Raw genomic sequence first — 26047 nt, 5'->3', positions numbered from 1 at the left:
GACCACGTCACTCTCCCGGGCAATTCCTGTGCTCCGACCTGCGCATTTTCGTCGATCACGGATCAGGGGAGAGACTGGGCTCGTGAGCTCTGCAGGTACGACGCCCCTCCGCGTGGGCACGCGCGGCAGCGCCCTCGCGACGACCCAGACCGGCCACGTCGCCCGACGCCTCGAGGAGCTGACCGGACGCCCCGTCGAGACCGTGCGCATCCGCACCGACGGCGACGTGCTCACCGGGTCGCTCGCGCAGATGGGCGGGACGGGCGTGTTCGTCACCGCGCTGCGCGAGGCGCTCCTCGACGGACGGTGCGACGTCGCCGTGCACTCCCTCAAGGACCTCCCGACCGAGCCCGCGCCCGGCCTGACCGTCGTGACCCCGGAGCGCGAGAACCCGCGCGACGTGCTCTGCGCGCGCGACGGGCGCACCATCACGACCCTGCCGCGCGGCGCGCGCGTCGGCACCGGGTCCCCGCGCCGTGCCGCGCAGCTGCGCGCGGTCCGCCCGGACCTCGACGTCGTCGACATCCGCGGGAACGTCGACACGCGGCTGAACCGCGCGCTCGGCCCGGACGCCGACCTCGACGCCGTCGTCCTCGCCTACGCGGGCCTCGCGCGCCTCGGTCGGCTCGACACGGTGTCCGAGGTGGTCGACACGGCGACCATGGCGCCCGCCGCCGGGCAGGGCGCGCTCGCGGTCGAGGTGCGGACGTCGTCGCTCGACGACCCGGTGCTCGCCCGCGCCCTGCACGACCTGGACCACGAGGCGACGCGCCTCGCCGTGCTCGCCGAGCGCTCGCTGCTCGCCCGGCTCGAGGCCGGCTGCGCCGCGCCCGTGGGCGCGCACGCCGTCGTCGAGGAGGACGAGATCGCCCTGCTGGCCGTCGTCGCGCGCGTCGACGGCACCGAGCAGCTCAGCCACACCGCGCGCGCCGCGCTCCCCGTCGGCGCGAGGGCCACGCAGGAGGAGCGGGACGCCGCCGCCCGCGCCCTCGGCGCCCGCGTCGCCGACGCACTGCTGGCCGACGGCGCCGACCGCCTCGCGCCCCTGCGCGCCACGGGCACCGTGGGACCGGCCGCCACGGGGATCGGGTCGCCCGTGCCCGGCGCGGGCGCGACGAGCGGCCCGGCAGACCCGGACCGTGCCATCGAGACGGCGCGCGAGCAGCTCCGCGACGGCGGCTACCGCGGCGAGGCGGAATGACCCCAGGACCCCTGCGCGACCCGTCGCGCGGCCCCGCGCCCGTGGTGCCGCCGCCACCGCCCGGCCCCGGGCGCCCGCTCGCCGGCCGGACGGTGCTGGTCCCCCGCAGCCCCGAACGGGCCGCGGGCCTCGCCGGGACGCTCCGCGGCGCGGGTGCGCGAGTCCTCGTCAGTCCCGCGATCGAGCGCGCCCCGGTCGAGGACACCGCGCCGGTGGACGACGCCGTCGCCCGCCTCGCGGACGGCGGCTTCGCGTGGGTCGTGGTGACGAGCGTCAACGCCATCGACGAGCTCGTGGCGAGCGCCGCCCGCCAGGGCCTCGACCTGGCCGCCGCGGCCCGCCGAGCCCGCTGGGCCGCCGTCGGCCCCGCCACGAGGCGAGGCCTCGAAGCCGTCGGCGTCCCGGTCGCCCTCGAACCGGCGGAGAACTCCGCCCGAGGCCTCGTCGCCGCCTTCGCGACCCTCCCCCGCGACGCCCCCGCCGCCGGACCCGGCCCCAGCCAGAACGTGCTCCTCCCGCAAGGAGACCTCGCGGCACCGACGATGCAGGACGGGCTGCGCGACCTCGGGTTCACGCCGCACGTCGTCACCGTGTACCGCACCGTCACGCACGTCCTCGACCCGGAGGTCGTCGCCGCGTGGCGCGCGGGCGAGGTCGACGCCGTCGTGCTCACGTCGGGCAGCGTCGCGCGCGAGGTCGCGCGGCAGCTCGGCCCGCGCGACGACGTGGCGGGCGTCGCGATCGGCGACCCGACCGCGCGGGCGGCGCGCGCCGTCGGGCTGCGGCTCGACGCCGTGGCGGAGCGACCCACCGACGCCGCGCTCGCCGTCGCGGTGAGCGCGGCCCTGACCACCGTCCTGTCGGACGGTCACGTGCCCCCGACCGGGGCCACCGACCCGAGCGACGAAGGAGACCTCTCGTGACCCACCAGCTCCCTGCCGGTCACCACCGGCCCCGGCGCCTGCGGACGAGCCCGCGCGTGCGACGGCTCGTCGCGGAGACGCGCGTGCACGCGTCGGACCTCGTGCTGCCGCTGTTCGTCAAGGAAGGACTCACGGAGCCGCGGCCGATCTCGTCGATGCCGGGCGTCGTGCAGCACACGGAGGCGACGCTCGCCGAGGCGGTGCGTGACGCCGCGCGCGCGGGGATCGGCGGCATCATGCTGTTCGGCATCCCGGCCGAGCGCGACGCGACCGGGTCGCAGGGGGACGCCGAGGACGGGATCCTGCAGCGTGGCATCCGGATCGCGGTCGAGGCCGCCCGGGGGGAGCACCCCGGCGGAGGTCCGGTCGTCATGGCCGACACGTGCCTCGACGAGTTCACCGACCACGGGCACTGCGGGGTCCTCACCACGGGGCGCGACGGGTCCGTCGTCGTGGACAACGACGCGACGCTCGACCGGTACGCCTCCATGGCCGTCGCGCAGGCGCGGGCGGGCGCGGACGTCGTCGCGCCGTCGGGCATGATGGACGGCCAGGTCGGCGTGATCCGGGAGGCGCTCGACGCCGCCGGGTTCGACGACGTCGGCATCCTCGCCTACTCCGCGAAGTACGCGAGCGCGTTCTACGGGCCCTTCCGCGAGGCCGTGGACTCGGCGCTGCAGGGCGACCGGCGGACGTACCAGATGGACGCGGGCAACGCGCGCGAGGGACTGCGCGAGGCGGACCTCGACCTCGCCGAGGGCGCGGACATGGTCATGGTCAAGCCCGCGGGGTCGTACCTCGACGTGCTGGCCGCGGTCGCCGCGATGTCGCCGGTGCCGGTCGCGGCGTACCAGGTGTCGGGCGAGTACGCGATGGTCGAGGCCGCCGCGGCGAACGGCTGGATCGACCGGCGCGCGGCGATCACCGAGTCGGTGCTGGGCATCAAGCGCGCGGGCGCGGACGTCATCCTCACGTACTGGGCGCTCGAGCTCGCGGGCTGGTTGGACGAGAACGACGGAAGGGCACGAGCATGACGGACACCGGCGGTTTCGGGACGGCGGAGGCCGTGCAGGCGGAGAACGCGGCGCTGTTCGGGGCACCCGGCCTGGGGGGCACGGACAACCACGTCGCGTTCGTGCGCGCGCAGGGGGTGCTGCCGGGCGGCGTGAGCTCGCCGGTCCGCGCCTACGGGTCCGTGGGCGGCGACCCGCGGTTCCTCGCGAGCGCGCGCGGCCCGTACGTGACCGACGTCGCGGGGCGCGAGTACGTCGACCTCGTGTGCTCGTGGGGCCCGGCGCTGCTCGGGCACGCGCACCCCGACGTCGTCGCCGCGGTCCAGGAGGCCGCGGCCCGCGGGCTCTCGTTCGGCGCGCCGACGCTCGGCGAGGTCGAGCTCGGGGAGGAGATCCGCCGTCGGGTCCCGGCCGCGGAGCGCGTGCGGCTCGTGTCGACGGGCACCGAGGCGACGATGACGGCGATCCGCCTCGCGCGCGGAGTCACCGGCCGCGACCTGATCGTGAAGTTCGCAGGCTGCTACCACGGGCACGTCGACGCGCTGCTCGCAGAGGCGGGCTCCGGCGTCGCGACGCTCGCCCTGCCCGGGTCGGCGGGCGTGACCGAGGCGAGCGCGGCCGAGACGCTCGTGCTGCCGTACAACGACCTCGCCGCGGTCGAGGCCGCGTTCGCGGAGCGCGGCTCGGAGATCGCGGCCGTCATCACCGAGGCGAGCCCCGCGAACATGGGCGTCGTGCCGCCCGCGGAGGGCTTCAACGAAGGCCTGCGCCGCATCACGGCGGCGCACGGCGCGCTGCTGGTCCTCGACGAGGTGCTCACGGGCTTCCGCGTCGGGCCGAGCGGCTGGTGGGGTCTGGAGAACGCGGTGCTGCGGGGCCAGGGCGCCGACGGGTACACGCCGGACCTCTTCACGTTCGGCAAGGTCGTGGGCGGCGGGATGCCGGTGGCCGCGGTCGGTGGCCCGGCGACGGTCATGGACCAGCTCGCGCCGCTCGGTCCCGTGTACCAGGCGGGGACGCTGTCGGGGAACCCGGTCGCGGTCGCGGCGGGCCTCGCGACGCTGCGCCTCGCCGACGAGGCCGTGTACGCGCGCGTGGACGAGGTCGCCGGGGTGCTGTCGTCCGCCGTCGGCTCCGCGCTCGACGCGGCAGGGGTCGCGCACCGCGTGCAGCGCGCCGGGTCGCTGTTCTCCGTCTTCTTCGGCGAGCTCGCCGCGAGCGTCGGGGTGCGCGACTACGCGCAGGCCCAGGCGCAGGAGACGTTCCGCTACCGCGCGTTCTTCCACGCGATGCTCGATGCGGGGGTCAACCTGCCGCCGTCGGTGTTCGAGGCGTGGTTCGTGTCCGCGGCGCACGACGACGCGGCCGTCTCCCGCATCCTCGACGCCTTCCCGGCTGCGGCCCGCGCCGCAGCCGAGGCAATCCCCGCCTGACCCCGCCTGACCCCGCCTGACCCCGCCTGACCCCCACCTGTCCCGCAGGGCGCCGAACACGAGGTTGGTGTCGTTATCCGACGGATAACGACACCAACCTCGTGTTCGACCCCGCGGGATCGCGTTCTCGACGGCGAGTGCGTCAGTAGGTCGTGCCGGACGCCGCGGCCTGGCCTGCCCGCCTGCCCAGCGAGCGGATCTGGATGCCGAACGCGATGAGCATGACGCCCCAGAGGATCGCGAAGACCGCGAGGATCCAGACGATCGAGACGAGCCCGGCGTTCACGTTGAACAGCACGAGGAGACCGAAGGCGAGCCCGAGGAGGCCTGCGAGCACGCCCCAGCCCCACCCGCTCCCGGGCACCTTGCGCAGCTCGAGGCTCGCGACCGTCTGGAACAGGCCGTAGACCACGGCCCAGAGCCCGACGATCCACGTGAGGACGATCGCGGTCTTGCCGGGCCAGACGAGCAGGACGATGCCGACGGCGAGGCTCAGCACGCCCATGGTCACGAGGACGGCCGTGCCGTTGCCCGTACCGCGGCGGCGGATGCCCTCGACGATCTCGACGATGCCGTCGACGACGGCGAAGATCCCGATCACCCAGATGATCGCCGCGGCCGTGATGTCGGGCCACGCGATCGCGACGATGCCGAGGACGATGGCGAGGACGCCGCGCAGGACGGGCCAGTACCAGACCTGCTTGGCGGTGCTCGAGAAGGCGGCAAGTATCGGGTCCTGGTTCACCATCGGTCTCTCCCTCGTCCGGACGGCCACGACGCGGCGGCCGGCGCCCCGTCGGCGTCGAATCCCGCTTCTTTCCTCATGAAACACCCAGGAATTGCGCGTGTCGCGGCGAAGCGCGCGTTTCGCCCGCTCTCCTGCGCCTCTCACGCACGGACGGGCCGGGCGGCGACGGCGGGCGCCGGTGCGCGCCGCCGTCGCGCACGCCAGACGACGAGCCCCGCGAGCGCGATCATCCCGGCGAACGCGAGGACCGGGCCGGCGAAGAACGGCCCGATGCGCTTCTCTGCGACGACGGCGTACGTGGCCGCGTAAGCCGTGTCCGACGCGGCGGGCGCGAAGGCGAAGTCGGAGACGATCTGGGTCGCCGGCTCGTCGAACTCCTGCTCGTGCGCCGTGACGAACCCGCCCGCGGCGAGGAGCGCGGCGAGCTCGTCGGAGTCGACCGACCCGGGGTCGACGCGCCCGGCGAACCGGAGGGTCGGCTCGTCGAGCTCTGCCGTCGCGTCCACCCGGTCGACGCGGTGGTCGGCGAGCACGTACGTGCGCGTGCTCTGCGCGTCCTCCGCGACGACGGACATCCGCATCGGGTAGACGAGCGAGCCGCTCGGGAACGTCACACGCAGCGGCTGGAGCGTGCCGCTGAACGCGGCCGCCTCCTCCGGCGCCATCCGCGCCGCGACGAACGACCACCCCTCGGCGACGTACGGCGAGAGCGCCGTCGCGGTCGACGGCGGGAGCTGGAAGCCGCGTGCGACGAGCCACGCGTCGAGGGCGCCGGTGTCGGTCGCGGCGAGCGTCGTGACGTCGAGGGGACCGAGGCGCACCTCGCTGAGCACCTCGACCCCGGGGGCCGCGCCCGCGCCGTCGCCTCCTGACGCCCCGAACCCGAGGTCGGGCCACCACTGGTGCTCGGAGACGACGGCGCGCGGCCGGGTGATCTCGTCGAGCTCGCGGAAGACCTCGGGGTCGGCGAGCGCGACCCCGGCGGGCGCGGGGGTCGGCAGGATGAGGCCGACCTCCGGTGCGGTGGACAGAGTCTCGAGCTCGAGGAGCATCGTCTCGGTGGCGCCGTCCCACTGGAGGACCGCGGTCTCCTGGGAGACCGACGTGTCGTAGGCGGGGGCGTCGACGAGGCCCCCGCACGCGCACGCACCGGCGGGCGGCGCCGCGACGACGACCCCGCCCGCGATCGCGAGCGCGGCTGCCGCCGCACGCACCGCCCGTCGTGCCCCGGCCACCCTGCCCATGTCTGGGACCTTAGGGTGGCGCTCGAGGCCGTGCTCGCCGAGCGCGCGCCCCGCGGGGAATCGTGATGCCCTCGTGACAGGCCCGCGGCCGAGGGGGTGGTCAGGCGACCGCCGCCTGCACCGCGAGGTACGCGAGCACCCCGAGCACGACCGCCCACAGCCCGACGGCGATCACGCCCCAGACGAACACGCGGACCTTCGGCGCCCCGAAGCCGACCATGGCCGCGGCGGTCACGTGGCTGGGCAGGAGCAGCGGCCCGAGGAGGCTGACGCCCGGCACGCCGTAGCGGTCGAACACGCGCCGCATGCGCTGCCGCTTGGGGTCCACGGCCTTGCCCTGCCCGGCGCCGCGCCTCCGCGTGACGCCGGACCGCGCCGCCCCGATGAGCCAGACCACGACCGCGAGCGCGATCGCGTTGCCGATGATCGCGACCGGGATCGCGACGAGCGGGTTGATGCCTGCGACGATGCCGAGCACCGCCGCACCCTCGGCCTCGACGTAGGGGATCGCGCCGGCGAGCAGCACGCCGACCCACCGGAGCAGCGGTGGGAGTCCGATCGTGAAGTCCTGCAGGGCGGTGACGACGTCGTTCATGACGAGCCTCTCGTTGGTGGTACGACCACCGTCTCGCGCGATCCGCGCGCCGGGCAGTGCGCGCCGTCATCGGCGCAGGTGCGTCCGTCACGCCGCGGGCATGACACGTCTCACGACGGCTGCCGGCCGGGCCGCGCGGCCTCGGTCCCTTGACGCGGACATACCCTCAGGGGGTATGGTGGAGCCATGACCGAGACGACCGAGACCCTGGCCACGGGCGACGTGCACGCCGCCCACAGCGGCCCGCACGGCTACGCGTCCGACAAGGACGCCTACCTCAAGCGCATGCGCCGCATCGAGGGCCAGGTCCGCGGCATCGCCCGGATGATCGACGAGGACGTCTACTGCATCGACATCCTCACGCAGGTGTCCGCGGTGACCAAGGCGCTCCAGGCCGTGAGCATCGGGCTCGTCGAGGACCACCTGGGCCACTGCGTCGTGGACGCGGCCCGCCAGTCCGAGGAGGAGGGTGCGGCCAAGGTCAAGGAGGCCGCCGACGCCATCGCCCGCCTCGTCCGCAGCTGACCCACCCCCCATCACCCGAGGAGCACCATGAGCACCGTCACCACCCTGGGCGTCACCGGCATGACCTGCGGCAACTGCGTCGCGCACGTCACCAAGGACCTCGAGGCCGTCGCCGGCGTCGAGAACGTCAGCGTCGAGCTGCGCGTCGGCGGGGCGTCCGAGGTCACGGTCTTCTCCGACGACCCGCTCGACGAGGCCGCGCTGCGCGAGGCCGTGGACGAGGCCGGGTACGCCGTCGAGTCGCTCGAGGTCCAGGAGGACGCTCTGGCCGCCCAGTACGCCGAGCAGTCGGCCGAGAAGCAGAAGGCCCACGACTGCGCGTGCGGCTGCGGCACCGCGAGCGCCGACGACGCGCCCGCCGCGAAGACCTACGAGCTCCAGGTCCCGCCCCGCGCCTGACCGGCCGCCCTGTCGCTCGACGGCGGAGCGCGCCTCGCCCGCACGAGGTCGCCTCCGCCGTCGGGCACCACCCCCGCGGACCGCCCGCCGACCGTCGCCACCGCGACCCGGGCCCTCCGCGCCGCGCGATCTGCGCCCCTCGCCGCGTCGTCCGCCACCCCGGACCGCCGCCGGTGACCTCCAGCCGAGAACCCGTCGAGGAGTCACCCTGATGACCGCCCAGTCCACGCCCACCCCGACCCCGACCGCCTCGCCCGGCGGCCTCGTCGACGGTCGACCGTTCGCCGAGGTCGACCTCGCGATCGAGGGCATGACGTGCGCCTCGTGCGTCGCGCGCGTCGAGAAGCGGCTCAACCGCGTCGAGGGCGTCACCGCCACCGTCAACCTCCCCCTCGAGACCGCGCACGTCACCCTCGCGTCGGACGTCACCGACGCCGACCTCGTCGCCGCCGTCGAGAAGGCCGGCTACACCGCCCGCGTCACCACGCGCCGCACCACACCCCCCAGGCCGGACCACGGTTCTACCTCGCGAGACCACGGTTCTACCTCGGCGGACCCCGGTTCTACCTCGCGGGGTAGAACGCTGGTCGTGCGCGATGGTGAGACGACGGCAGAGGCGGTGGGGGCGGCGTCGGATGCGAAGGGCGTCGAGGCCGCGCTCGAGAACCGCCGGCCGGAAGACGAAGGCGACGGCGCGGCCAGCCCGAGCACCGACGCCGCCCCCACCGCCGGACCCGACTCCCGCCGGACCCCCAGCACCCACGCCGAGCCGAGCCGGCGCGACCGCGGTACCGACCTGCTGCGCCGACTCCGCGTCGCGGCGGTGCTCACGGTCCCGGTCGTCGCGGTCTCGATGATCCCGGCGCTGCAGTTCCCCGCCTGGCAGTGGGTCGTCGCCGCGCTCGCGCTGCCGGTCGTCACGTGGGCGGCGTGGCCGTTCCACACGGCAGCGTTCCGTGCCGCGCGGCACGGTGCGTCGACGATGGACACCCTCGTCTCGCTCGGCGTGATCGCGGCGACCCTCTGGTCGCTGTGGGCGCTCCTGCTGGGCGGGGCGGGCGAGATCGGCATGCGGATGCAGCCGACGCTCATCCCGTCCCGCGACCACATGGGCCCGCCCGAGCTGTACTTCGAGGTGGCAGCGGTCGTCACGACGTTCCTCCTCGCTGGCCGGTACGCCGAGCACCGGTCGAAGCGCCGCGCGGGCGACGCGCTGCGCTCGCTGCTGGAGCTCGGCGCGAAGGACGCGGAGCGCGTGCGCCTCGCGGAGGACGGGTCGCCGCTCACCGGACCCGACGGCGCGCGGGTCACCGAGCGCGTCGCTGTCGCCGACCTGGCCGTCGGGGACGTGTTCGTCGTGCGGCCGGGCGAGAAGGTCGCGACGGACGGCGTCGTGCTCGAGGGCTCGAGCGCCGTCGACACGTCGCTGCTCACGGGCGAGCCGGTGCCGGTCGACGTCGGTCCCGGGGACGACGTGACGGGCGCGACGGTCAACGCGTCGGGTGCGCTGCTCGTCCGCGCGACGCGTGTGGGCGAGGAGACGACGCTCGCGCAGATCGGGCGGCTCGTCACGCAGGCGCAGACCGGCAAGGCGCCGGTGCAGCGGCTCGCGGACCGCATCTCTGCGGTGTTCGTGCCGATCGTGCTGGTGCTGGCGGTCGCGACCCTCGCGGCCTGGCTGGTAGCGGGCGCGGGCACGCAGTTCGCGTTCACGGCCGCGGTCGCGGTGCTCATCATCGCGTGCCCGTGCGCCCTGGGGCTCGCGACGCCCACGGCCCTGCTCGTCGGGACCGGTCGCGGCGCGCAGCTCGGCGTGCTCATCAAGGGCCCGGAGGTCCTCGAGTCGACGCGCCGCGTCGACACCGTGGTGCTCGACAAGACCGGCACCGTGACCCAGGGCGCCATGGCGCTCGAGGCCGTCGTGACGCCGTCCGGCCGCGCCGGGCTGGACGACCTCGCAGCCGACGCCGACGCGCGCGACGCCCTGCGCCACGCGGGCGCTGTCGAGGCGCTGAGCGAGCACCCGATCGCCCGGGCGATCACGACCGCCGCACGCGACCTGTCAGCACCGCGGGATGCCTCGGTGGACTCTCGTGCTGACGCACGTGTCGGGGCCGACGGCGTCGCGATCGGTTCGCTGCAGGCGTTCGACTTCCGCAGCGCTCCCGGCGGCGGGGTCGAGGCCGTGGTCCGCACCGCGCACTCCGGCCTCTCGCTCGGCTCGGGTGCTGGCTCACCCGCCGCGACGCCAGCCCTCGCACCGTCGGCCGCCACCTCGTCGCTCAACGCGCGGCGCGTGCTCGTCGGGCAGCCGTCGTGGCTCGCGCGCGAGGGCGTCGTGAGCGACCCCGTGCTCGACGCCGCGTTCGCCGACGCCGAGACGACCGGGGCGAGCGCCGTCGTCGTCGCGTGGGACGGCAAGGCGCGCGCGGTGCTCGTGCTGCGCGACCCCGTGAAGCCGACGTCCGCCGAGGCGGTGCGGGAGCTCAAGGAGCTCGGCCTGCGCCCGTACCTCCTCACCGGCGACGGCGAGGGCGCGGCCCGCGAGGCCGCACGCGCCGTCGGGATCGCGGAGACCGACGTGATCGCGCGCGTGCTCCCGGACCAGAAGGTCGACGTCGTGGCCCGGCTCCAGCGCGAGGGTCGCGTCGTCGCGATGGTCGGCGACGGCGTGAACGACGCCGCCGCGCTCGCGACCGCAGACCTCGGGCTCGCGATGGGCACCGGGACGGACGTCGCGATCGAGGCGAGCGACCTCACGCTCGTGCGCGGCGACCTGCGCAGCGCCGCGACCGCGATCCGGCTCTCGCGCCGGACCCTGCGGATCATCCAGCAGAACCTCTTCTGGGCGTTCGCGTACAACGTCGCGGCGATCCCGCTCGCCGCAGCCGGGCTGCTCAACCCGATGATCGCGGGAGCGGCGATGGCAGCGAGCTCGGTGCTCGTCGTCGGGAACTCGCTGCGGCTGCGCCGCGCTGGCTGAACCTGACCGACCCTGCTTGACCCGGGCAGACCGCTTCCGTCTCGCCTCCGCGGGTCGGCCGGTCAGGCGTCGAGGAGCGCGACGTCGAGGCGGTCGAGGCGGTCCGGGTCGCCGACGACGTCGATCTCGGTGACGAGGCCGTCGACGACCGTGAGGCGCAGCGCGACGGCCAGGCGACCGTCCCGCAGCATGACGAGGCCGGGCTCGCCGTCGACGAGGGCGATCTCCGTGAGCCGTGCGCGCTCCGCGGAGGCGAGAGCGCCGAGCGCGACGTCGTGCGCACCGCTGACCTGGACGGGCCGCCCGGAGGGCAGCGCGCCGGCGTCGGCGCGGAGCACGACCTCCGGCGCGAGCAGCGCGACGAGGCCCTCGAAGTCGCCCGAGCGGGTGGCCGCGAGGTACGCCTCGACGACACGGCGCCGCCGCGACAGCCCGGCGTCGGCGGGCGGCTCGCTCCCCCGGACCCTGCGGCGCGCGCGGCTCGCGAGCTGGCGCGTCGCCTCCGTCGTCCGGCCCACGACGGGCGCGATCTCCTCGAACGGCAGGTCGAACATGTCGTGCAGGACGAACGCGAGGCGCTCGGCCGGGGCCAGCGTGTCGAGCACGACGAGGAGCGCGAGCCCGACGGAGTCCGCGAGCACGGCCTCGCGCTCCGGGTCGATGCCCTCCGTGGGCGCGAGCAACGGGTCGCCGCCACCGCGCGGAGCCTCGGGTGCGTCGTCGAGCGGTGCCTCGCGCCGCCGGTCGCGCGAGCGCAACATGTTCAGGCACACGCGCGCGACGACCGTCGTGAGCCACGCCTGGAGGTTCTCGACGTCGTCGGCGCCGCTGCGGTGCAGGCGCAGCCACGCCTCCTGCACGGCGTCGTCGGCCTCGCTCGCCGAGCCGAGCATGCGGTAGGCCACGCCGCGCAGGCGCGGGCGCTGCTCCTCGAAACGCTCTGTGAGCCAGGTCTCGTCGTCCACGGTCACGATCCTCTCGTCGTCGGTGTCACTCCGGTAGACCCGCGAAGAACCGCGGACGTGACCGGGAGGGTCCCGGGGATCCGTCCCCGCCCTGCCGACGATGACGAGAAGGAGACCATCATGACCGCTCCCCTGCTGGTGACCGGCGGTACCGGGACGCTCGGACGTCGAGTCGTCGCCCGTCTGCGCGACGCCGGGTACCCCGTCCGCGTGCTCAGCCGTCAGGCCCCGAGCGCCGCGGCTGGGGGCGACCCGTCGTTCGACCCGGGCGTCGAGCACGTCGCCGCCGACCTCTCGACGGGCGAGGGGGTCGACGCCGCGGTGGCCGGCGTGGCGACGATCGTGCACTGCGCAGGGTCGACGACCGGTGACGAGGACAAGGCCCGCACCCTCGTCGAGGCGGTGCACCGGGCGGGCACGCGCGCGCACGTCGTGTACGTCTCCGTCGTCGGGGCGGACCGCGTGCCGGTCGTGAGCCGGGTCGACCGCGCGATGTTCGGGTACTTCGCGGCCAAGCTCGGTGCGGAGCGCGTGATCGAGGGCTCCGGGCTGCCGTGGACGACGCTGCGCGCGACGCAGTTCCACGACTTCGTGCTCGCGCTCGTCGAGCCGCTCGCGAAGCTGCCCGTCGTCCCCGTCTTCAAGGGCGTGCGCTTCCAGCCCGTCGCGGCCGACGACGTCGCCGACCGGCTCGTCGAGCTCGCCCTGGGCGCTCCCGCCGGCCGGGTCCCCGACCTCGCCGGCCCGCGCACCTACCCGATGACCGACGTCGTCCGCGACTACCTGCGGGCGACCGGCCGCCGTCGGCCCGTCGTCCAGGTCCCCGTCCCCGGCGCCGCAGGTGCGGCGTACCGGGCGGGAGCGAACCTCGCTCAGGGCCGCGCCGTCGGGCACGGGACCTGGGAGGAGTTCCTCGCCGACCGGTTCCCGTCCTCGCCGGAGCCGACGACGGAGGCTCGCACCGGAGACCGCGTGCGCCGCGCCGTCTGACGAGCCCCGCCGAGCACGACGCCACGCGCCGTCGAGCACGACGTTGCTGTCGTCATCCGGTGGACAACGACAGCAACGTCGTGCTCGGCGCGGGGGCGGTCAGCGGAAGCGGCGGCCCTCGTCGCGGCGGTAGGCGCCGACGGCCAGGGCGGCGAACAGCACCGTCCAGCCGATGAGCACCGGCCACGCGAGCCCGTACGCCGGCTCGCCGGTCAGCGCCTGGACGAGCAGGTCACGGCCCGCTCGCGTGGGCGTGGCCTTCGAGATCGCGTCGAGCCAGTCGGGGAAGAGGAACGGCGGGAGGAACAGCCCGCCCGCGAACGCGAGCGGGAAGAGGATCACCTGGACCACCGGCAGCGCGGCCTTCGCGGACATCGAGTACCCGATCGCCATGCCGAGCAGGACGAACGGCACCGAGACGAGGAGCACGGTCCCCACCCCCGCGACGAGCTGGCTGAACGTCACCGACGCGTCGGTGAACAGCCACGCGATGAGGATGAGCGGCACGACCCCGAACAGCGAGAAGATCCCGCCGTTGAGGATGCGGGCGACCATCCGCGGCGCGGGCCCGGCGGGCAGCGATCGCACGAACGGGTCGAACGGGAGCTGCCGGTCCTCGGCGACGCCGAGCCCGTAGGTGAACAGGCTCGCCGAGCAGATCGCGAACAGGCCCAGCGACGCGACGGACATCGTCGCCGCGACGGGGTTCTCCGCGACCTCCTTCTGCGGCACGACGAAGAAGAACATCGCGAGCGCCGGGAAGAGCAGGTTGCCGAGCACCGCGATCGGCACGCGGACCGTCTCGAGGAACTGGTACTTGAGGTGCAGCCAGGTCAGGCGCACCGGGCCGGGCGCGGCCGGCGTGCGTGCGGGGACGCCGCCCCGGGTGGTCGTGGTGCTCATCGTGCGTCTCCCGTCGTGCCGGTGGTGGTCGAGCGGTGGGCGGTCGCGTCGTCCTCCGCGGGTCTCACGTCGCGCGCGACCATCTCCTCGAACGCCTCCTCGAGGCTCGCCCCGCGGATCTCGAGGTCGTGGAACTCGACGCCCGAGGTGACGAGCTCGCGCACGAGCGCGTCGCCGTCGGCCGTGTAGAGCTCCTGCCGGCCGTCGCCCGCGCGCTCGGCCCGCACGACGCCCGGCCACCCGGCGAGGTCTGTCGCGGACCCGACGACGACGCGCCGCAGCGCGACCCTCCGCAGGATCGCGTCGAGCGAGTCGTCGGCCTTGACGACGCCCTGGTCGATGACGACGACGCGCTCCGCGAGCGCCTGCACCTCCTCGAGGTAGTGGCTGGTCAGCAGGACCGTCCCGCCTTCCGCGTGGTACCGACGGATCGCGTCCCACAGCGCCTGGCGCGCGCCGACGTCCAGGCCGGTCGTCGGCTCGTCGAGCAGGACGACGCGCGGCCGGCCGACGAGCGACAGCGCCACCGCGAGGCGACGCTTCTGCCCGCCGGACATCGCGCCCGTCTGGCGGCCGGCGAGCTCGGCGAGGCCGAACTGCTCGAGCAGCTCCGCCGTCGGGACGGGGTCGGGGTAGTGCCCGCCGACGAAGTCGACGACCTCCCGCACCTTGAGCGTCGCCGGCAGTCCCGTCTCCTGCGGGGTCAGACCGAGGGCGACTCGGCTGTGCGCGTCGCGCGGGTCGCCGCCGAACAGGCGGACGGTCCCGGCGTCGGGCCTGCGCTGCCCGCTGATCAGCGAGAGCAACGTCGACTTGCCCGCGCCGTTGGGGCCGAGCAGCCCGACGAGCTCGCCCGCGCCGACGGTGAGGGACACGTCGTCGAGCGCGACGACCTCGCCGAACCGCCGCGTCACGTGGTCGACGGCGACCACCGGCGGGTGGAGGCGGGTGCCCGACGACGCGTGGTCGGGTCGGGCGGTCGGGGCGTGCCCCGCGTGCTGCATGTGCTCGGTGCTCATGCTCCGGCTCCCTTCAGGAGGGTGTTCAGGGCGGTCGTGTAGTCCTCGAACGCCATCCGGCCGCGGGCCGTGAGGGCGAGGTAGGTGGCCGGGGTGCGGCCCTCGTGGGTCTTGGTGACGCGGACGTAGCCCGCGTCCTCGAGCTTGCGCAGGTGGGTCGAGAGGTTGCCCGCGGTCATGTCGAGCAGCTTGCGGAGCTTGGGGAACGACAGCTCGTCCCCCTCGGGCAGGGCGGCCAGCGTCGCGACGACGCGCAGCCGCGCCGGGGCGTGGATGACCGCGTCGAGCTCGGTGTCCTCAGGCATCGCCCACCTCCCCGCGGGGCCGGGGAGACGGCCCGGCGAGCCCGCTGCGCCGCCGTCGGACGAGGAGGAGGTGAGCGACGAGGGCCATGACGAGGAACCCGCCGCCGCCGAGCAGCGCCATGACGAGATAGGTGAGCGGGAGCCCCGCGAACGTGGCGACGGCCGCCACGAGGAGGATCCACAGGCCGAGGACGAAAAGCCCGCGGTCGGCGAACGCCGCCGCCCCGCCGAGGTAGAGCAGGCCCACCACGACGCACGCGAACGCGTTGCTCGCGAGGGCCAGGACCTCCTCGGAAGCCCCTGCCCTGGCGAGACCCCCGAGCACGAACCCGTAGGTCGTGAAGCCGAGCATCCACGACCACCCGTACATCGCGCCGGCGCGTGCGCTGACCCCGCGCGTCCCGGCGGTGCGCGTGACGCTGTGGACGATCGTGAAGGCGACCGCCGCCGCGATGAGGCTGAAGAAGATCCAGAACGCCCACGGCTCGGGCTGACCGCCCACCACCGGGGAGCGACCGGTCGTCAGAGGTGCGGACGCGGGGTGGTCCGCGGTGCGCAGCGCGCTCGTCCACAGGCACAGGTAGCCCACGAGCCACGCGGTGCCCCAGGCGAGGTAGAGGAGTCGTGCGTCCGGCTCGGTCGCCTCGCGGGCACGCTCCTGCTGCTCGCGGATGAGCCGCAACGACTCCGCGGCGTCGAGCGCGACGTCGCCGCGCTCGGCCTCACCCTCCTCCGGGACGTCGCGCTCGGCCCCGGTGGGACCGTCGCGGTGGTCGCTGGTCATGAGTCTCCTCGCTGGCGGGTCCAGGTGCGTGAATGACAAACCGGTTTGTAGTGCAAACCGGTTTGTAGGATGACACACAGCAGCCGGGGCGCACAACCCTTTGGCCAGGAGGTCGTTAATGTGATATCACTTTGCTATACATCTCATGACGCGGCAGACGCCGCAGGAGAGGACGGCCCCCGTGACCGAGAGCGCAGCACCCCCGCAGGAGTCCGTCGGCGGAGAGCCGGTCGGGCGCCCCGTCGGTCACGACGGCACGCGCGTCGACGTCACCGAGCAGCCCGCGTGGTCGCTCGGCGCGGGCGGGGGCGGCCTGGTGATCCTGCTCGTCCTCGCACTGCTCGGCGGGTCGGTCCCGCTGTTCGCGACCGGCACCCCGGTCGGGGCCGTGCTCGGCGTGGTCGCGCTCCTGCTCGGCCTCTTCCTGCTCACGATGGTCAAGGTCATCAACCCGGGGCAAACGCTCGTCGTCCAGTTCTTCGGCCGGTACCTCGGGACCATCCGGCGCACCGGGCTCGTCGCCACCGTGCCGTTCTCGACGCGCAAGCGCGTGTCGGTCCGCGTGCGCAACTTCGAGACGAGCGAGCTCAAGGTCAACGACGCGGACGGCAACCCGATCAACATCGCCGCCATCGTCGTGTGGCAGGTCGCCGACACCGCCAAGGCGAGCTTCGCCGTCGAGGACTACACCGACTTCGTCCGCGTCCAGGCGGAGTCGGCGCTGCGCCACGTCGCGATGTCGCACCCGTACGACGACGCGGAGGCGGGCGAGCAGTCGCTGCGCGGGGCCACCGAGGTCGTGTCGGCGGAGATCGCGGCAGAGGTCGCCGCGCGCGTCGTCGTCGCGGGCGTCGAGGTCATCGAGGCGCGCATCTCCAACCTGGCCTACGCGCCCGAGATCGCCCAGGCGATGCTGCAGCGCCAGCAGGCCGGCGCGATCATCGCGGCCCGCTCCCGCATCGTCGAGGGTGCGGTCTCGATGGTCGAGGACGCGCTGTCGCGTCTCGAGGCCGACGACATCGTCACTCTCGACGACGAGCGCCGCGCCACGATGGTCTCCAACCTCCTCGTGGTGCTGTGCGGCGACAGCCGCGTCACGCCGGTCGTCAACACGGGGTCGCTCTACCAGTGACCCCTCGAACCCCGGGCGTGCCCGGCGACGGCGAGCAGCCGTCGTCGGGCCCCGGCACGCCCGAGGACGCCGGACCTCCGGCCTCGCGACGGGCAGAGCGACCCCAGCGCAAGTCCGTGCTCCTGCGGCTCGACCCCGCCGTGCACGACGCCCTCGCACGCTGGGCCGGCGACGACCTGCGCAGCGTCAACGCGCAGATCGAGATGCTCCTGCGGCGCGCGCTCGACGACGCGGGCCGGCTCCCGCGCGACGTCCGCCCCCCGCGCCGACCGGGCCGCCCACCTCGGGACCCCTGAGACGGTCGGACAGCGATCGTCCAGGCGACGTCGAGGCCGGTCCCCGCGACCGGTGCTATAACCGGACGGTGCCCGACCTGACCGCGTCCAGCCCCGCGACCGCTCCCGAGCCGGGGCCGACGACGGCCGCGCCCGCCGCGACGTCCGTCGCCCCTGCGCGCCCGGACCGGGCCACCCGGCGCCGGATCGGCGCGGAGATCTGGATCGTCCTCGGCCTGAGCCTCGGCAAGTCCGCGGTCTACGCGATCATCAACATCGTCGCGCGGCTCACCGCCGACACTCCCCTGCGCGACCAGTCCGCGAGCCTCAACGTCAGCCAGTCGGCGCGCCCGTACCTCGACCTCACGTACCAGCTCGTCGGGATCTTCTTCGCCGTGCTCCCGGTCGCGCTCGCGCTGTACCTGCTCAGCGCGCGCGGCCGGTCCGCCGTGCGCGCGATCGGGCTCGACGGCTCGCGCCCCCTCAAGGACGTCGGCTGGGGGTTCGCCCTCGCCGCCGCGATCGGCATCCCGGGGCTCGCGTTCTACGGGCTCGGCCGCGTCCTCGGCATCACCGTCGAGGTCCAGGCCTCCGCCCTCAACGCCGCGTGGTGGACGGTTCCGGTCCTCGTCCTCGCCGCCCTGCAGAACGGGCTGCTCGAGGAGGTCATCGCAGTCGGCTACCTGTTCGAGCGCACGCGCGACCTCGGCTGGGGCCGCGTAAAGTTCGTCGTCTGGAGCTCGCTGCTGCGCGGCTCGTACCACCTGTACCAGGGGTTCGGACCGTTCGTCGGCAACGTCGTCATGGGCGTCGTCTTCTCGTGGTTCTACACGAGCCGGTGGGGCAGGCACCGCGTCATGCCTCTGGTGATCGCGCACACCCTCCTCGACGTCGTCGCGTTCGTCGGGTACGCGCTCCTCCCCCTCGAGTGGAAGCAGTCCCTCGGACTCGCCTGATCAGCGGGCGCGGCGTCGGTGCTCGGGCTGGGTCGGGCAGCGTGTGGTCGGGTCCGCGTGCGGGGCGAGGTAGAACCCTGGTCGCACGAGGTAGAACCGTGGTCGCGCGAGGTAGAACCGTGGTCCGACGAGGGCAGGGGAACGACGACGGCGGCCGGCGGCGGCGCGAGGGTGCATGGCTCGCCCCGGGCCCGGGCCAGTCGTGTGGGCCGCTGTCGCGCCCCGCGCAGCGGCGCCTCGGCGGCCGCCTGCGCTGGACGAGCCGGATGGACTGCTCGGGCAAGCTCCGTCGATCGAGCGAGGGCGAGCCGACCGCTCGGCCGAGCACCCGGGCGGTAGCGCCCGGGTCACCACGGACCAAGGTGGGACGACGCCGGAGGGGTGGGTGGGGGCGCCGCGTCGTGGTCGGGCCTGGCGGGAGCGCCGCGAGGAACGAGCGGCGCGGATGGTAGACGCGGCGCCCCCACCCACCCCGACACCCAAGCCGACCCGACCGCCGTCGTGCACCGCGACCACGGTTCTATGTCGCGCGACCAGGGTTCTACCTCGCGCGACCACGGTTCTACCTCGGCCGACCGGTCCCTCCCGCGGCGTCAGGCGCCGCGGAGGGTGCGGAGCTCCTCGCGGCGTTCGGCCTGGGCGACCGGGTCGGGGACGGGGAGTGACGCGAGCAGGCGCTTCGTGTACTCCTCGCGCGGGTTGCCCAGCACCTCGGCGCCCGTGCCCTCCTCGACGAGCCGCCCGCGGTAGAGCACCGCGATGCGGTCCGAGAGCAGGTCGACGACCGCGAGGTCGTGCGACACGAAGAGGCTCGCGAAGCCGAGCTCGCGCTGGAGCTCGGCGAAGAGCTCGAGCACGCGGGCCTGGACGGAGACGTCGAGCGCGGACGTCGGCTCGTCCGCGACGAGCAGCTCCGGGTCGAGCGCGAGCGCCCGTGCCAGCGAGGCGCGCTGACGTTGGCCGCCGGACAGCTCGTGCGGGAACCGGTCGCCGTACGAGCGCGGGAGCTGGACGGCCTCGAGCAGCTCGTCGACGCGGCCGCGCGCGGCCTCGGGCGACGGGGCGCGCCCGTGGACGACGAGCGGTTCCGCGACGCAGTCCGCGATCGTGAGGAGGGGGTTGAAGCTCGTCGCCGGGTCCTGGAACACGAATCCGATGCGCGGGCGCACCGGCAGGAGCTCGCGCTGGCGTACGCCGTTCATCTCGACGCCGAGCACGCGCAGCGAGCCGCCCGTGACGGGGGTGAGGCCCGCGACCGCCCGGGCGAACGTCGTCTTGCCCGAGCCGGACTCGCCCACGAGCCCGAGCACCTCGCCGGGGCGGATGGTGAGCGAGACGTCGTCGACGGCGGTGAAGCCGGGGGTGCGGAAGCGTCCCGGGTAGGTGATCGTCAGGCCCTGCGCCGTGACCACGGGCTCGCCGGCCTGCCAGCCCGCGTCGCGGGCCGACGCCCGGGCCTGCGCCCGGGCGGTGCCCTCGCCGACGCGCGGGACGGCCTCGAGCAGCTTGCGCGTGTACTCCGCACGGGGCGACGCGAACAGCTCGCGGGCGGGCGCCTGCTCGACGACCTTGCCCTGGTACATCACGGCGACGCGGTCCGCGAGGTCGGCGACGACACCCATGTTGTGCGTGATGAGGACGATCGCCGTGCCGAACTCGTCGCGGCAGCGGCGCAGCAGGTCGAGGATCTCCGCCTGGACCGTCACGTCGAGCGCGGTCGTCGGCTCGTCCGCGACGATGAGGCCGGGGTCGAGCACGAGCGCCATCGCGATGATGATGCGTTGCTTCTGGCCGCCCGAGAACTGGTGCGGGTAGTGGTCGACGCGCTTCTCGGCGTCGGGGATGCCGACGCGGCGAAGGACGTCGATCGCGCGCCGCCGCGCCTCGCGCTTGCCGACCTTCCCGTGCGCCCGGATGCCTTCCGCGATCTGCCACCCCACCGTGAACACGGGGTTGAGCGCCGCGGACGGCTCCTGGAAGACCATCGCCACGTCGGTGCCGCGCACCTGGCGCAGCCGGTCGCGGCCGAGCGCGACGACGTCGTGCTCGGCCGTGCCGTCCTTGCTCGTCAGCACGACGGCGCCGCGCGCGGTCGCGGTCGACGGCAGCAGGCCGAGGATCGTCTTGGCGGTCACGGTCTTGCCGGAGCCGGACTCGCCGACGACGGCGAGCACCTCCCCCGGCGCGACCTCGAGGTCGACACCGTCGACCGCGCGCACGGACCCGGCGTCGGTCGCGAACGACACCGCGAGGTCGCGGATGGTCACGACCGGGCGCGGTGCCGCGTCCACGGCGCGGGCAGTCGTCTCGTCCGTCACGGCGCTCATCGCCGGTCCTCCGTCTCGTCCGTGGGCGCGTCGCCGCGCCCGTCCGGGGTGCTGTCGCCGGGTGGGCCGCCCGGTCCGGCACCGGGCTCGCCGTCCCACACGAGCGCGTCGGGGTCGGACGCCGCTGGTTCGTCGGAGAGCACGTCCGAGCGGACGGAACCGCCCTCGATCCCCTCGACCCCACCGGGCCCGGCGACGAGCGTGCCGCCCGGGACGACCGAGGTCTCTGCGACGTCGCCGGACACCTCGGCGGCCGCGCGGCGCGAGCGCAGGCGCGGGTCGGCGAGGTCGTTGAGGCTCTCCCCCACGAGCGTGATGCCGAGGACGACGAGCACGATCGCGATCCCGGGGAACAGCGCGGTCCACCAGATGCCGCTGGTCACGTCGGACACGGCCTTGTTGAGGTCGTAGCCCCACTCGGCGGCCTTGGTCGGCTCGATGCCGAACCCGAGGAAGCCGAGCCCGGCGAGCGTGAGGATCGCCTCGGACGCGTTGAGCGTGACGATGAGCGGGAGCGTGCGGGTCGCGTTGCGCAGCACGTGGCGGAACATGATGCGCCGGTGCGGCGTGCCGAGCACACGGGCGGAGTCGACGAACGCCTCGCCCTTGATCCGCACGACCTCGGCGCGCGTGACGCGGAAGTACTGCGGCACGAACACCACGGTGATCGACAGCGCGGCGGCGAGGATGCCGCCCCACATGCTCGACTGGCCGCCCGAGATGACGATCGCCATGAGGATGGCGAGCAGGAGCGAGGGGAACGCGTAGATCGCGTCGGCGAGCACGACGAGGAGCCGGTCGAGCCACCCGCCGAAGTAGCCCGACACGAGGCCGAGCAGCACGCCGAGGACGATCGACGCGAGGATCGCGACGACGATGACGAGGAGCGCGGTCTGCGCGCCCCAGATGACGCGCGACAGCACGTCGTACCCGCCGACGGTCGTGCCGAGCAGGTGCTCGGCCGACGGCGGCTGCTGGGCGCCGAACGCGCCGTCGGCGGTACGGAGCTGGCTGTACCCGTAGGGCGCGAGCCACGGCGCGAGCGCGGCTGTCAGGATGAAGAGCGCGGTGATGACGAGCCCGCCCACCAGCATCCCGCGCTGCAGCCCGACGCTCTGGCGGAGCTGGTGCACGACGGGCAGCCGCTTCCAACGGCTGCCGCGGGACGGGAGCGCCGCGGGCGGCAGGACGCTCGTCCCGGGTGTCAGGGTGCTCTCGGCGACCATCTCAGTACCTCACCCTCGGGTCGATCAGCGCGGCGATCACGTCGACGAGGAAGTTCGTCACGGCGACGATGACGGCCATGAGCACGACGATCCCCTGCACGGCGACGAAGTCGCGCGCCTGCAGGTACTCGGCGAGCTGGAACCCGAGCCCCTTCCACTCGAACGTCGTCTCGGTGAGGACGGCGCCCGCGAGGAGCATCGCGACCTGCAGACCGATGACGGTGATGATCGGGATGAGCGCGGGACGCCACGCGTGGGTGCGCACGAGGCGCGACTCCCGCACGCCGCGCGACCGGGCGGCGACGACGTAGTCCGTGCTGAGCGTCCCGATGACGTTGGTCCGGACGAGCCGCAGGAACACGCCCGCGGTGAGCAGGCCGAGCGCGACGGCGGGCAGGACGGCGTGCTGGAGCACGTCGACGACGACGTCGGGGTCGCCCGTGCGGAACGCGTCGATCAGGTAGAAGCCCGACGGATCGTCGAGCATCTGCATCTGGATCTCCGCCCGGGTCGACGCGCGGCCGGAGACCGGGAGCCAGCCGAGGCCCACGGAGAAGATCAGCTTGAGCATGAGGCCGGCGAAGAAGACGGGCGTCGCGTAGGCGAGGATCGCGAGGATCCGCAGCACGGCGTCGGGCACGCGGTCGCGGAAGTACCCGGCGAGCATGCCGAACGGGATGCCGAGCACGAACGCGACGAGGAGCGCGTACGTCGCGAGCTCGAGCGTCGCCGCGCCGTAGGTCGCGAGCACCTCGGTCACGGGCCGGTTGTCGCTGATGGTCGTGCCGAAGTCGCCGCGCAGGATCCCGCCGAGGTACTCGAGGTACTGCACGACGACCGGCCGGTCGTAGCCGGCCTCGTGGATGCGCTCGGCGAGCTGGTCGGGCGTGAGACGGCCGCCGAGCGCCGCGGTGATGGGGTCGCCCGTCGCGCGCATGACCACGAAGACGGTGGTCACGAGGATGAAGACGGTCGGGATGATGAGCAGGGCGCGGACCAGGATGTAGCTCCCGAGGCCGCCCCCGCCGGTGCGACGCCGGGCGGTGCGCGGTGTGGCCGCGCGGCCCTCGTCGACCTGGGGTTCCGAGGTGGTGGTCGTCATGTCGTCTCTTCGTCAGGAGTCCGGGGCGGGTCGCTCGGGACGTACGGGCGCCCGGCCCTGCCGCGCGGTGGCGGCAGGGCCGGGCGCGGGCGTTCAGCCCTTGGACAGAGCCGCGTACCGGAACTTGAAGGACGGGTCGAGCGTGTCCTCGGTGCCCTCGACGTCGGCCCCGACGACCGCGACCTGCGCACCCTGGAGGTACGGCAGGGTCGACAGGTCGCCCGCGACCTTCGTCTGGATCTCCTCGATGAGCGCGGTGCGCTCGTCGTGGTCGGTCGTCACGGCCTGCTGGAGGATGAGGTCGTTGACCTCCTGGTTGGCGTAGTGGTTCACCAGGAAGTTCTCCGTGAGGAAGAACGGCGTGAGGTAGTTGTCCGCGTCGGAGTAGTCCGGGAACCAGCCGAGCTGGTAGGCCGGGTAGACGTCGCTCGTGCGCTCCTCGGCGTACGTGACCCACTCGGTGGTCTGGAGGTTGACGGTGAAGAGGCCGTCCTTCTCCAGCTGGTCCTTGATGAGCGCGTACTCGTCGGCCGACGACGGGCCGTAGTGGTCGTTCGAGTACTGCAGGTTGAGCGTGACGGGCGTCTGCACGCCGGCGTCGGTGAGGAGCTTCTCGGCCGCCGCGGCGTCCGGAGCACCCGCACCGTCGCCGTACATCTCCTTGAGCGGCTCGATGGCACCGGTCAGCCCGGCGGGGACGTACGAGTAGAGCGGGGTGTACGTGCCCTTGTAGACCTGCTCCGACAGCTCGTCGCGGTCGATGAGCGACGCGGCGGCCTGGCGCACGGCGAGCGCCTTCGCCGGGTCGGCCTCGGGCGTCTTGGCGCCGAACGGCTGCGTGTCGAAGTTGAACGTGATGTAGCGGATCTCGCCGCCGGGGCCGTCGACGACCTTGACGTCGTCGTTGCCGCGCAGGTCCTCGATGTCCGTGGCGGACAGGCTGCGCCAGGCCACGTCGATCTCGCCCTCCTGGATGGCGAGCTTGAGGTTCGACGCGTCGGCGTAGTACGAGACCGCGACCTCGTCGGTCTTCGCCGCGCCGAGCAGGCCCTGGTAGCCGTCGTACGCCTCGTACGTGACGAGGTTGTTGAAGTCGTAGCTGGTGATCGTGTACTGGCCGGCGAACGCGTTGCCGTCGACGATCTCCTGGTCGGGCGTCACCGCGTCCGCCGCGAAGACGTCCTCGTCGACGATCGGCCCGACGGGGCTCGACAGGATCTGCGGGAAGACCTGGTCGTTCTCGCTCTTGAGGTGGAAGACGACCGTCGTGTCGTCGGGCGCCTCGACGCTCTCGAGGTTGTACAGGAGCGACGCCGGGCCGTTGGGGTCGTTGATCGCGACCTGGCGGTCGAACGTGAACTTCACGTCGGACGACGTGAGGTCGTTGCCGTTGGCCCACTTGAGACCCGGCTTGAGCTTCACGGTGTACTCGGTGGGCGCGGTGAACTCGGCCGACTCGGCGATGTCCGGCTCGACGTCGGGGCTGCCGTACGGGGTGTTCATGAGGAACGGGAACACCTGGTTCATCACGGCGAAGGACCCGTTGTCGTACGAGCCCGCCGGGTCGAGCACGGTGACCTTGTCGGTCGTGCCGATGAAGAGCGAGCCGCCCGCCGCGCCGCCGCCGCCGTCACCCTCGTCGCCGTCGTTCGAACCGCCACCGCACGCCGTGAGGGTCAGCGTCACCGCCGTGATGCCGGCAGCCACGGCGAGGAGCCGCTTCCTGGACACCGCTGTCATGGATCTACCTCTTTCTCGGAGTTCTCGGGGTACGAGACACCGGTCGCGCGACGCTGCACGCACCAGGACCCCGGCCTGTCGTCGGAGTGCGTGATTTCTAGCACGCCGATGTGTCGAGCATGGGTCAGGAACGGCGCAAAGCCGTTGAAATCGGCAGCGTTGTTACCCGGTCGTAACACTGAGCCCTGGGCAACGATCGTGACCTGAGACACACCCGCGCCCGTGCGGCACCGGGTGTACAGTTCCGCCCCCCTCAGGGGGTCGGCGACTCCGGCGTGGAGGCCGTCCCCGGCTCCTCCCCACCCGGCACCGACGACGAGGCGGGCGAGGCGTCGTCGTCGTCGCGCCGCGGCTCGTCCGGGGTCCGGCTGGCCCCGGGCTGAGCCGTCGGCGGCGCGACGTCCGGCCTCGCCGCTGCGGCCCCGAGCACGGAGCCTCCCGTCACGACGACGCCCGCCGCGACGGCCTGCGCCCGCAGCTCCGCGAGCTCTCCGGCCACGGCGCGGACGGCGAACCCGGACACGACGTGGATCGACCCCGAGACGAACGCGTACAGGGCGAACACGACCGTGACGAGCCGGAGCACGTCGAACGCGTCGAGCGGCCGGGTGACGAGCAGGATGCCGAACAGCACCGAGACGATCCCGAACGCGAGCATCCACGCCCACCCGAGGTCCCGGTTGCGCGCGAGCGCGGCCGCACCGGCGATCGTCGTGATGCCGAGGACCAGCACCCACACGGCCAGCACGTAGTAGAGGGCGGTCGGGGTCAGGTCCGGCCACAGCGCCACCACGGCACCGAACACGACGTTGACCCCCGCCTGGGCGAGCCACCACGCGGACCCGACCTGCCGCCGGTGCACGAACCCCTGCACGGCGACCAGCACGCCGTCGGCCACGAGGAACGCACCGAGCACGAGACGCAGCGTGCCGAGCTCCTCGAGCGGCTCGATCATGAGCAGCAGACCGAGCACCACGAGGAGGACGCCCCGGACGACGGGCAACCACCACACCTTGCGGAACGGGTTCCGCTCCTCGGCCGCTTCCGCAGACCCGGCCGCCCTGCCCGGCCCGTCGTGCGCCGTCGTCTCCCCCGCCATGCCGACCTCCCGGTCCGTCGCTCCTCTCATGCTAGGGAGAGCGACGTCACACTCGCCCGCCGACACCCGCACGCACCGCACCAGCCGACCACCGCTGAGTGCTGGACATTTGCACCCAAAGACCTTTTGGAGCGACAAATATCCAGCACTCATGGGATGC

24 protein-coding genes are annotated in these 26047 nt (G+C 73.8%); 11 read left to right on the top strand and 13 right to left on the bottom strand.

All coding sequences use genetic code 11. The features are described 5' to 3' along the window. Positions 1–82: 82 nt before the first annotated feature. The 4 genes from hemC to hemL are packed head-to-tail and all read left to right on the top strand — an operon-like array spanning position 83 to position 4570. Entirely contained in the window at positions 83–1201 is a 1119-nt protein-coding gene (gene hemC / locus ACMXGY_RS01740) for a hydroxymethylbilane synthase (RefSeq protein WP_483775168.1), read from the top strand. Continuing rightward, entirely contained in the window at positions 1198–2124 is a 927-nt protein-coding gene (locus ACMXGY_RS01735) for a uroporphyrinogen-III synthase (RefSeq protein WP_483775167.1), read from the top strand. Before hemC ends, ACMXGY_RS01735 begins: the two co-directional genes overlap by 4 nt. Continuing rightward, positions 2121–3158, top strand: a complete 1038-nt coding sequence (gene hemB / locus ACMXGY_RS01730; protein WP_483775166.1) for a porphobilinogen synthase — start codon at positions 2121–2123, stop codon at positions 3156–3158. The genes ACMXGY_RS01735 and hemB overlap by 4 nt, the downstream gene beginning before the upstream one ends. Further along, positions 3155–4570, top strand: coding sequence for a glutamate-1-semialdehyde 2,1-aminomutase (hemL, locus tag ACMXGY_RS01725; RefSeq protein WP_483775165.1), 1416 nt, complete (start codon positions 3155–3157; stop codon positions 4568–4570). Before hemB ends, hemL begins: the two co-directional genes overlap by 4 nt. A gap of 142 nt (positions 4571–4712) precedes the next feature. Here the strand turns inward: hemL and ACMXGY_RS01720 are convergent, their stop codons facing one another. The 3 genes from ACMXGY_RS01720 to ACMXGY_RS01710 form a co-directional block, all read right to left on the bottom strand. Next, complete coding sequence (locus ACMXGY_RS01720; protein WP_483775164.1) at positions 4713–5318, bottom strand: HdeD family acid-resistance protein; 606 nt, start codon at positions 5316–5318, stop codon at positions 4713–4715. 140 nt (positions 5319–5458) lie between these two features. Then, the gene (locus tag ACMXGY_RS01715; RefSeq protein ID WP_483775163.1) at positions 5459–6562 is read right to left on the bottom strand and encodes a DUF2330 domain-containing protein; all 1104 of its coding nucleotides are present in this window, start codon (positions 6560–6562) and stop codon (positions 5459–5461) included. A 100-nt stretch (positions 6563–6662) separates the two neighbouring features. Beyond that, positions 6663–7157, bottom strand: a complete 495-nt coding sequence (locus tag ACMXGY_RS01710) for a hypothetical protein (protein WP_483775162.1) — start codon at positions 7155–7157, stop codon at positions 6663–6665. Between the two features lie 186 nt (positions 7158–7343). On the opposite strand from ACMXGY_RS01710, the gene ACMXGY_RS01705 reads away from it, so the two are divergent. The 3 genes from ACMXGY_RS01705 (at position 7344) to ACMXGY_RS01695 (ending at position 11064) form a co-directional block, all read left to right on the top strand. Continuing rightward, a complete protein-coding gene (locus ACMXGY_RS01705) occupies positions 7344–7682 on the top strand; it encodes a metal-sensitive transcriptional regulator (protein WP_483775161.1) in 339 nt (112 codons plus the stop codon). Positions 7683–7709: 27 nt separating this feature from the next. Then, positions 7710–8081, top strand: a complete 372-nt coding sequence (locus ACMXGY_RS01700; RefSeq protein ID WP_483775160.1) for a heavy-metal-associated domain-containing protein — start codon at positions 7710–7712, stop codon at positions 8079–8081. Positions 8082–8292: 211 nt separating this feature from the next. Continuing rightward, a complete protein-coding gene (locus ACMXGY_RS01695) occupies positions 8293–11064 on the top strand; it encodes a heavy metal translocating P-type ATPase (RefSeq protein ID WP_483775159.1) in 2772 nt (923 codons plus the stop codon). Between the two features lie 62 nt (positions 11065–11126). Here ACMXGY_RS01695 and ACMXGY_RS01690 read toward each other — a convergent pair whose 3' ends face one another. Next, positions 11127–12029 (bottom strand): sigma-70 family RNA polymerase sigma factor, encoded by a 903-nt coding sequence (locus tag ACMXGY_RS01690; protein ID WP_483775158.1) that lies wholly within the window; start codon positions 12027–12029, stop codon positions 11127–11129. 120 nt (positions 12030–12149) lie between these two features. Between ACMXGY_RS01690 and ACMXGY_RS01685 the strand changes: the two genes are divergently transcribed. Beyond that, the gene (locus ACMXGY_RS01685) at positions 12150–13019 is read left to right on the top strand and encodes an SDR family oxidoreductase (RefSeq protein WP_483775157.1); all 870 of its coding nucleotides are present in this window, start codon (positions 12150–12152) and stop codon (positions 13017–13019) included. Between the two features lie 99 nt (positions 13020–13118). Here ACMXGY_RS01685 and ACMXGY_RS01680 read toward each other — a convergent pair whose 3' ends face one another. Genes ACMXGY_RS01680 through ACMXGY_RS01665 form a run of 4 tightly spaced genes read right to left on the bottom strand, consistent with a single transcriptional unit; the run spans position 13119 to position 16030 of the window. Then, on the bottom strand, positions 13119–13922 hold the full coding sequence (locus tag ACMXGY_RS01680) for an ABC transporter permease (protein ID WP_483775156.1): 804 nt from the start codon (positions 13920–13922) through the stop codon (positions 13119–13121). Continuing rightward, positions 13919–14941 carry an ABC transporter ATP-binding protein gene (locus ACMXGY_RS01675; RefSeq protein WP_483775155.1) on the bottom strand — a complete coding sequence of 341 codons (1023 nt, stop codon included), beginning with the start codon at positions 14939–14941 and terminating at the stop codon, positions 13919–13921. Before ACMXGY_RS01675 ends, ACMXGY_RS01680 begins: the two co-directional genes overlap by 4 nt. Next, positions 14938–15246 (bottom strand): transcriptional regulator, encoded by a 309-nt coding sequence (locus ACMXGY_RS01670; RefSeq protein ID WP_483775154.1) that lies wholly within the window; start codon positions 15244–15246, stop codon positions 14938–14940. Before ACMXGY_RS01670 ends, ACMXGY_RS01675 begins: the two co-directional genes overlap by 4 nt. After that, positions 15239–16030 (bottom strand): hypothetical protein, encoded by a 792-nt coding sequence (locus ACMXGY_RS01665; protein ID WP_483775153.1) that lies wholly within the window; start codon positions 16028–16030, stop codon positions 15239–15241. Before ACMXGY_RS01665 ends, ACMXGY_RS01670 begins: the two co-directional genes overlap by 8 nt. A 181-nt stretch (positions 16031–16211) precedes the next feature. On the opposite strand from ACMXGY_RS01665, the gene ACMXGY_RS01660 reads away from it, so the two are divergent. The 3 genes from ACMXGY_RS01660 (at position 16212) to ACMXGY_RS01650 (ending at position 18393) form a co-directional block, all read left to right on the top strand. Continuing rightward, a complete protein-coding gene (locus tag ACMXGY_RS01660) occupies positions 16212–17162 on the top strand; it encodes an SPFH domain-containing protein (RefSeq protein ID WP_483775152.1) in 951 nt (316 codons plus the stop codon). Next, positions 17159–17458 (top strand): type II toxin-antitoxin system antitoxin, encoded by a 300-nt coding sequence (locus ACMXGY_RS01655; protein ID WP_483775151.1) that lies wholly within the window; start codon positions 17159–17161, stop codon positions 17456–17458. Before ACMXGY_RS01660 ends, ACMXGY_RS01655 begins: the two co-directional genes overlap by 4 nt. A gap of 68 nt (positions 17459–17526) precedes the next feature. Further along, a complete protein-coding gene (locus ACMXGY_RS01650) occupies positions 17527–18393 on the top strand; it encodes a CPBP family intramembrane glutamic endopeptidase (protein ID WP_483775150.1) in 867 nt (288 codons plus the stop codon). Positions 18394–18986: 593 nt separating this feature from the next. Here the strand turns inward: ACMXGY_RS01650 and ACMXGY_RS01645 are convergent. The 5 genes from ACMXGY_RS01645 to ACMXGY_RS01625 all read right to left on the bottom strand — a co-directional run bounded on the left by ACMXGY_RS01645 (position 18987) and on the right by ACMXGY_RS01625 (position 25887). Further along, complete coding sequence (locus ACMXGY_RS01645; RefSeq protein WP_483775149.1) at positions 18987–20720, bottom strand: dipeptide ABC transporter ATP-binding protein; 1734 nt, start codon at positions 20718–20720, stop codon at positions 18987–18989. Further along, entirely contained in the window at positions 20717–21946 is a 1230-nt protein-coding gene (locus tag ACMXGY_RS01640; protein ID WP_483775148.1) for an ABC transporter permease, read from the bottom strand. Before ACMXGY_RS01640 ends, ACMXGY_RS01645 begins: the two co-directional genes overlap by 4 nt. A gap of 1 nt (position 21947) precedes the next feature. Beyond that, entirely contained in the window at positions 21948–23048 is a 1101-nt protein-coding gene (locus ACMXGY_RS01635) for an ABC transporter permease (RefSeq protein WP_483775147.1), read from the bottom strand. 93 nt (positions 23049–23141) lie between these two features. After that, positions 23142–24788 carry an ABC transporter substrate-binding protein gene (locus ACMXGY_RS01630; RefSeq protein ID WP_483775146.1) on the bottom strand — a complete coding sequence of 549 codons (1647 nt, stop codon included), beginning with the start codon at positions 24786–24788 and terminating at the stop codon, positions 23142–23144. 253 nt (positions 24789–25041) lie between these two features. Then, positions 25042–25887 carry an HdeD family acid-resistance protein gene (locus tag ACMXGY_RS01625; RefSeq protein WP_483775145.1) on the bottom strand — a complete coding sequence of 282 codons (846 nt, stop codon included), beginning with the start codon at positions 25885–25887 and terminating at the stop codon, positions 25042–25044. Positions 25888–26047 lie beyond the last annotated feature (160 nt).

The sequence above is a fragment of the Cellulosimicrobium sp. G4 BAM 1002 genome (assembly GCF_057126935.1).
Note: the sequence above shows the minus strand (reverse complement) of the source record. Positions and strands in the feature narration are given on the sequence as shown.